The following is a 5,212-nucleotide window of genomic DNA, read 5'->3' as shown; positions in this document are numbered from 1 at the left end:
GGCTTGCACCCTGCCTCCTTCCTTTGAGGGAATTACGCCGGCTTACCCGCCGCGAACTGCGTCACCACCCGCTGCAACAGCGGCACGTAATCGCGAAACGTCCGCGTCTTCATGTTGGCAATCTTGCCGCTCTCGTCCCAGATGCGGACCCGGACCGCTTCCTCATGGAACGGGTTCTTGCGGAACTCGGCCACCTCCTCGGCATTCATCGGCCCGCCCTGCAGCGACAGCGTATGCACCGAGGCCGGCGACAGCCTGCCGAAATAGGTCGGATCGGTGGCGCAGAGATAGCGCTTGGCGGCGACATGCAGCCTGACGCATTCGACGATGACAGGTGGAAAGAACGGCGCCAGCACTTCGCCGCCGGCTTCGTCATGATGCTTGTCCTCGACATCCTCGGGCGAATAGGTGCCGAACTCGCTGGTGTAATGGCCAATGTCGTGCAGCAGCGCCGCCGCCACCAGCTCGTCCGGCGCGCCGTCCTTTTCGGCGAACCAGGCGCCCTGCAGCATGTGCTCCGACATGGTGACGGGTTCGCCGAGGTAGGATTCCGCACCCCGGCGCTCGAAGATGTCGGCAATGAATTCGACGATATTGTCCGCGTTCAAATCCTGGCCGCTCATTCCGCCGCCTCCTTGAACCCGTGTTCTATCGACGCGAGCGTCGACAGCAGGCCATCCTTGTCGGCGTAACAGCCCTGCAGCCAGCGCTTGCCGGTTCCGGAAAACGCCTTGCGGGCGTGCATGACGCGCGTGTTGTCGACGATGAAAGCCTGCCCCGCTTCGAGCTTGAACGTCACTTCGAAGGATGGATCCTCGATCAGTTCGGCGAACCGGCGGTAGGCGGCGTAGTACGCCTCCATGTCGGCGAAGGGCACGTCGACCGTCGGCGCCAGCGAGCGGTTGTTGAAGCGGATGCAGATCAGCTCGCCATCGGGCCCGAGCTCGATCATCGGCCGCTTCGCCTGCAGCCGCACACCGGAAGAGCCGGCATATTCGAAGCGCGCCGGGCATGAGCTCAGCAGCCGGAAGCCTTCCGGGTTCTCAGCCTGCAGCGCAGCCGCGACGGCAAACCCGTCGACGACGCTGGATTCGCCGCCCTCAACCGTATTCTCGATGCAGGACAGGATCTGCAGCGTCGGCACGGGGTCGCGATAGGGATTGTCGGTATGCGCCTGGAGCCCGAGATTGGTGTAGGCGAGATTGCTCGGATTGACCTCGGCGCGCACTTCGAACCAGCGGCCGTAATTGGTCTCCCTGATATAGCCGAACAGATCGGACACCTTGCACAGCGCTCCGGATTCGGCCGGCAGATCGTCCATCACCGCAAAGCCATAGGCTTTCACCGCCGACAGCCATTGCCCCAGCACAGCGCGATCATGGCTGGCCGCAGCATAGCCGGCGCGCGGCACCGAATTCTGCATCGAGGCCTTGGTCCATCGCACGGTGGCCTCGTCTGTCCAGCCGGGCTGGCGGGCCGCGTCACGATCATAGGCATTGGCACTCAGCCATGCCGCCGGGAAACTCACTGTTTTCTGCTCCGGCACGAAGCTGACTTCCAGGGCGCCGCCCTTGAGCGATGCCGCGCCGATCCTGGTGTCGGCGGGAATGTCGAGGATGGTGATCAGCCGTTGGCCATTGCCGGCGCTGCGCGTCTTGTCGTCCAGCGCATTGTCGCGCAGCCACATGGCGTGAAAGCGGCTGCGCGACCCGTCCTTCCAGCCAAGTTCGATTGTTCTACCTTCGTCGCCGATCAGCGCCTGGGTGAGCATGGAGATCCGTTCCTGTCCATTGCGTCCCCCGCAGCTGATCCGCAGGGTTTCGATTGCATGTTGATCGCGCGAGAGGCATAATTCAAATTATCCTTTTTTGGCCAATGACCACGATATACTAATGTCTCGAACCACACCCCTGCCGCCGCTCGACTGGCTGCGCAGTTTCGAGGCTGCGGCGCGGCTGTCGAATTTCACCGCGGCGGCAGCCGAGCTTGGCCTCACCCAGGCGGCCGTCAGCCAGCACATCCGCTTTCTCGAGGAGCGGCTGAAGACACGTTTGTTTTCGCGGCTGGCGCGCGGCGTCGCCCTGTCGCCGGAGGGGGCAGCCTACCTCCCCCACATCCAGTCGGCCTTCGCCACCATCGGCAACAGCACCGCGGAACTGTTCGAGCCGCGCGCCGTCCAGACCGTGACCATCCGGGCGCCGATTTCCTTTGCCTTGCTGATGCTGGTTCCGGCGCTGCCCGATCTCGCGAAGGCACTGCCGCGCATCCAGCTCGACCTGGTGACGATCCATCGCCCTACCGATTACGACCTGCCAGGCTCGGTGCTCGATATCCGTTTCGGCAACGGATCCTTCCCCGGCCGCGAAGCCGACAGGCTGACCGCCGAGCGGCTTGTGCCGGTGGCGGCTCCGGGTCTGGTCGGCGACGCAGACTGGACCTCCTTGCCGCTGCTTCTGGTTGCCGGCGCGCGCGAGATGTGGGCGGAATGGTTCGCTGCCGCCAGGCTGGCCGGCCATCCCAGGCGATCGCACCGCTTCGACAGCTTCGTTGCCGCCATGGAAGCGGCCAAGGCCGGCGCCGGCGTGCTTTTGGGCTCGCGGCCGCTGGTCGATGCGGCGCTCGACAGCAAGACGCTGGTCAGGCTTTCCGACTTCGAACTCTCCAGCACATCGGGCCATTTTCTGACCAAGGCGTCGACAGCGCGCCTAACCGGCGCCGAGCAGGATTTCCGCCAGTGGTTGCTGTCGCGCCTCTCCGCGCCGGCATGATTGGTTACGAGATTTGCCCGATCCGCTTCCAGTAGATCAGCGTGCCGGTCAGCCCGCCATGCGGCTTCAGGGCATAGTCCGGTATCTCACCGGCCAGCGTGAAGCCCAACCGCTCATAGAGGCCTGAGGCGCCCTCCTCGGTTGCCGTGTCCAGAACCAGCAGCGTGCGGCCCTTCTCCACCGCAAGGCTCTCGGCGGCCCGCATCAGGCGCGTTCCCACGCCCCTGCCCCGGTAGTCTGTGCGTGTCATCAGCTTGGCGATCTCGGCCCGGTGCGGCTGGTTGGGCGGACAGTCGGGCAGCAAGGTCACGGTGCCGACCAGGTTTTTGCCGTCCCAGGCGCCAAGCATCGCTCTTTCGCCCCTTGCCGCCGCGGCCAGCGATTTCTCCCAGAAACCCCTCGCCGCCTGCGGCGCCAACGGATGCATGAAGCTGACCGAACCGCCTGCCGCCACCGTTGCGACCAGCAATTCGGCCAGCCCGTCCTGCGTCTCGGCAGCCGGGGTCAGGGTTGCGATCTCGATCGAGTTCATGTGCGGGATATCCTGTGATTGCGATAGAAGCGGGCGCATTGCCGTCACTCCAGATGGCGCGCGCGGCGACGCTTTCGCGCCGCCTTGATGGCGCTGATGCGGTCGGCATCTTCGTGCCCGAGGTGCCGCCCGCGCTCGAGAATCTCGAGCGTGTACTCCTCGTAGGTCAGGCCAAGCCGCTCGGCTCTGTCCATGCGCAACAGCATGACCTCGTGGCTCGGCGCCTTCCACGCCTTGGCGTGCGCTGCCTGCCAGGCCAGGAAGATATAGGGATCGCCCGTGCCCCATGGCGGGCCCTTGTACTCATCGAGAGGCGGCCCCCCATTGTGGGAGCGCTTTGGTCTCTTTGCCATTGTGTCAGCCTCTGACCAGGGCGACCAGATAGTCGGCGCCGGGCTCCAGGGCATGGAAGGTGCAGTCCGACGGCGCCCCAAGCGCCAGGCAGTCGCCGGGCTCGAGCTTGTGCGCCATATCGCCTTCGATGAATTCGAGCCGCCCGGAAATCAGCCATATCTGCTGCTTGATGAAGGCGTATGAAGCAGCCGGAAAACTGACCCTGGCGCCCGCCGGCAGATGCACCTTGATCAGTTCCAGCGGCATATCGCCAGCCGGCGAAAGATGCCGCCTGACATAGCCGGTATCGGGATCGCGCCATACCGGCTGGTCGGCCTCGCGCAGCAGCCCGCCGCCCTGCAGCTCGGCGCGCGCGATCAAGGTCGACAGCGTCATGCCGAAGGCCGACGCGATGCGCACCAGAAGCGCCGCCGTCGGGCTGGTCTTGCCTCGCTCGATCGTGCTGAGCATCGCCTTCGAGACGCCGGAATGCTCCGCCAGTTCGGCCAGGGACCAGTCACGCATGACCCTTTCGGCGTGTATCCTGCGGCCTATCGTCGAGGAAATTTCGTTCGCTATATCATCCATATGTCTATTATAGTGAAATATTGACGCCGGAGAAGAGCCGCCTTGCGACAATTTTCACAGGCCCCTTAATGCTCTCTACACCATCCGACCTCATCGGGCCTTAACCCCATTCGGGTAGGATCGACTCTCCAGGGAAATGGGGATTGGCCTGTCCATGTATGTCGAACGCGAAGCCTCCGTGGGGGAACCGACCTCGCAGGAGCGCCGCCAGACCGAGCAGAACGACAAGCGCATCCTCGGCAATGTCGTGCAATGCGACGGCGCTCGCGCCACCATCAGCGCCTATGCGGACGATGCCGACGGCGCGGTGACCGGCCTGTGGACAGTCGGCAAGATGATTTCCATCAATCTCGGATCGACGCGAACCGTCGGCCTTGTCTACGCGATCGGCAAGTCGGACCGCGCCTGGAGCAATGAGGGCCAGAACGCCATCGAGGTCAGCATCGAGTTGATCGGCGAAGTCCGTGACGGTGCGGAGCCCGGCGCCAGACCGGTCTTCGACCGCGGCATCACCACCTATCCGCATATCGGCGCCGTTGCGCATCGCATCCGCACCCGCGACCTGCAGGCGGTCTATGACCTTGCCGGGCGTCATTCGATCACGATCGGCACGCTCGCGCAGGACGAGACGATCGCCGCCAACATCGCTATCGACGATACGCTGGCGCGTCACTTCGCCATTGTCGGCACGACCGGCGTCGGCAAATCCACCGCCGTTTCGCTGCTGCTGCGCAAGTCGATCGCGGCACGGCCGGATCTGCGCATCCTGATCCTCGACCCGCACAACGAGTTCGCGGCATCGCTGCCCGAATACTGCGTCAGGGTCGATTCCAAAACCTTGGATCTTCCGTTCTGGATGTTCACGCTGGAGGAATTCGCCGAGGTGCTGTTCCGGGGCCGCGAGACCGAGCCGGAAGAAATCGATGCCTTGCGCGACCTGATCCCGGCCGCCAAGAATCTCTACCGCAACCCGAATTCGGGCTCCTATATC

General features: G+C 64.3%; 7 protein-coding genes. 2 read left to right on the top strand and 5 right to left on the bottom strand.

What is annotated here, in order from left to right; genetic code table 11:
- Positions 1-32: 32 nt before the first annotated feature.
- Both EN969_RS15770 and EN969_RS15765 read right to left on the bottom strand, forming a co-directional pair.
- Positions 33-623 carry an HD domain-containing protein gene (locus EN969_RS15770; protein ID WP_063168272.1) on the bottom strand — a complete coding sequence of 197 codons (591 nt, stop codon included), beginning with the start codon at positions 621-623 and terminating at the stop codon, positions 33-35.
- Positions 620-1,771 (bottom strand): gamma-butyrobetaine dioxygenase, encoded by a 1,152-nt coding sequence (locus tag EN969_RS15765; protein WP_063168273.1) that lies wholly within the window; start codon positions 1,769-1,771, stop codon positions 620-622. Before EN969_RS15765 ends, EN969_RS15770 begins: the two co-directional genes overlap by 4 nt.
- Before the next feature lie 121 nt (positions 1,772-1,892).
- On the opposite strand from EN969_RS15765, the gene EN969_RS15760 reads away from it, so the two are divergent.
- Positions 1,893-2,768 (top strand): LysR family transcriptional regulator, encoded by an 876-nt coding sequence (locus tag EN969_RS15760; RefSeq protein WP_024501405.1) that lies wholly within the window; start codon positions 1,893-1,895, stop codon positions 2,766-2,768.
- A gap of 4 nt (positions 2,769-2,772) precedes the next feature.
- On the opposite strand, the gene EN969_RS15755 is transcribed toward EN969_RS15760, so the two are convergent.
- Genes EN969_RS15755 through EN969_RS15745 form a run of 3 tightly spaced genes read right to left on the bottom strand, consistent with a single transcriptional unit; the run spans position 2,773 to position 4,221 of the window.
- Entirely contained in the window at positions 2,773-3,300 is a 528-nt protein-coding gene (locus EN969_RS15755) for a GNAT family N-acetyltransferase (RefSeq protein ID WP_063170265.1), read from the bottom strand.
- A 44-nt stretch (positions 3,301-3,344) separates the two neighbouring features.
- A complete protein-coding gene (locus tag EN969_RS15750) occupies positions 3,345-3,653 on the bottom strand; it encodes a hypothetical protein (RefSeq protein ID WP_013531040.1) in 309 nt (102 codons plus the stop codon).
- Positions 3,654-3,657: 4 nt separating this feature from the next.
- Positions 3,658-4,221 (bottom strand): XRE family transcriptional regulator, encoded by a 564-nt coding sequence (locus tag EN969_RS15745; RefSeq protein WP_027160588.1) that lies wholly within the window; start codon positions 4,219-4,221, stop codon positions 3,658-3,660.
- Positions 4,222-4,375: 154 nt separating this feature from the next.
- Between EN969_RS15745 and EN969_RS15740 the strand changes: the two genes are divergently transcribed.
- Positions 4,376-5,212: DUF87 domain-containing protein (locus tag EN969_RS15740; RefSeq protein ID WP_127419234.1), on the top strand; the 837-nt coding region annotated here is incomplete at its 3' end.

Source organism: Mesorhizobium sp. M7A.F.Ca.CA.003.01.2.1, assembly GCF_003998945.1.
GTDB classification, from domain to species: domain Bacteria; phylum Pseudomonadota; class Alphaproteobacteria; order Rhizobiales; family Rhizobiaceae; genus Mesorhizobium; species Mesorhizobium ciceri.
The sequence above is the reverse complement of the archived record's forward strand: the minus strand, read 5'-3'. Positions and strand labels throughout refer to the sequence as shown.

What these genes read in the sequence shown, in the direction of transcription:
- EN969_RS15770 (WP_063168272.1), bottom strand. Translation starts at nt 623, where the DNA reads ATGAGCGGCCAGGATTTGAACGCGGACAATATCGTCGAATTCATTGCC.
- EN969_RS15745 (WP_027160588.1), bottom strand. Translation starts at nt 4,221, where the DNA reads ATGGATGATATAGCGAACGAAATTTCCTCGACGATAGGCCGCAGGATA.
- EN969_RS15755 (WP_063170265.1), bottom strand. Translation starts at nt 3,300, where the DNA reads ATGAACTCGATCGAGATCGCAACCCTGACCCCGGCTGCCGAGACGCAG.
- EN969_RS15750 (WP_013531040.1), bottom strand. Translation starts at nt 3,653, where the DNA reads ATGGCAAAGAGACCAAAGCGCTCCCACAATGGGGGGCCGCCTCTCGAT.
- EN969_RS15760 (WP_024501405.1), top strand. Translation starts at nt 1,893, where the DNA reads ATGTCTCGAACCACACCCCTGCCGCCGCTCGACTGGCTGCGCAGTTTC.
- EN969_RS15765 (WP_063168273.1), bottom strand. Translation starts at nt 1,771, where the DNA reads ATGCTCACCCAGGCGCTGATCGGCGACGAAGGTAGAACAATCGAACTT.